This window comes from Rhizobium sp. AQ_MP (assembly GCF_014237835.1).
Lineage (GTDB): Bacteria > Pseudomonadota > Alphaproteobacteria > Rhizobiales > Rhizobiaceae > Allorhizobium.
Map to the genome: position 1 here is coordinate 1 of NZ_JACJVI010000080.1, position 403 is coordinate 403.

Consider the following 403-nt stretch of genomic DNA (forward strand, 5'->3'; position numbering starts at 1 on the left):
CTGGCTCTGGCCGGGGCTCCCAAGCTGTCCCGGCCAGGCTAAGCATGTCTCTCACGCGCAATCTGTTTATGAATGAGGACCCAATGCCCAAGAAAGTTTTGTTCTACGCCCGCTACTCGACCGACCGTCAGAACGAGGTCTCGATCGAGACCCAGACGGAACTCGGCAAGAAGTTCGTTGCCGACAGGGGCTGGACGCTTTGCGGCGTTTACTCCGACTCCGCAATCAGCGGCACGTCGTTCACCTCACGCCCCGGTATCCAGCAGCTTCTCGCGCATGTGAAGCGCGAACGCATCGATGTCGTACTCTGCGTCAACGTCGATCGTCTGTCGCGTGATGTCGAGCACACGTCGAAGATCCTGAAGGATCTCAATTTCCAGGACTGCGCCATCTGGACCGTCGA

1 protein-coding gene is annotated in these 403 nt (G+C 58.6%); it reads left to right on the forward strand.

Going from position 1 to position 403, the window contains the following annotated elements; translation table 11 throughout:
• Positions 1-83: 83 nt before the first annotated feature.
• The coding region (locus tag H6M51_RS24300; protein WP_185812322.1) for a recombinase family protein at positions 84-403 on the forward strand (320 nt) is incomplete at its 3' end.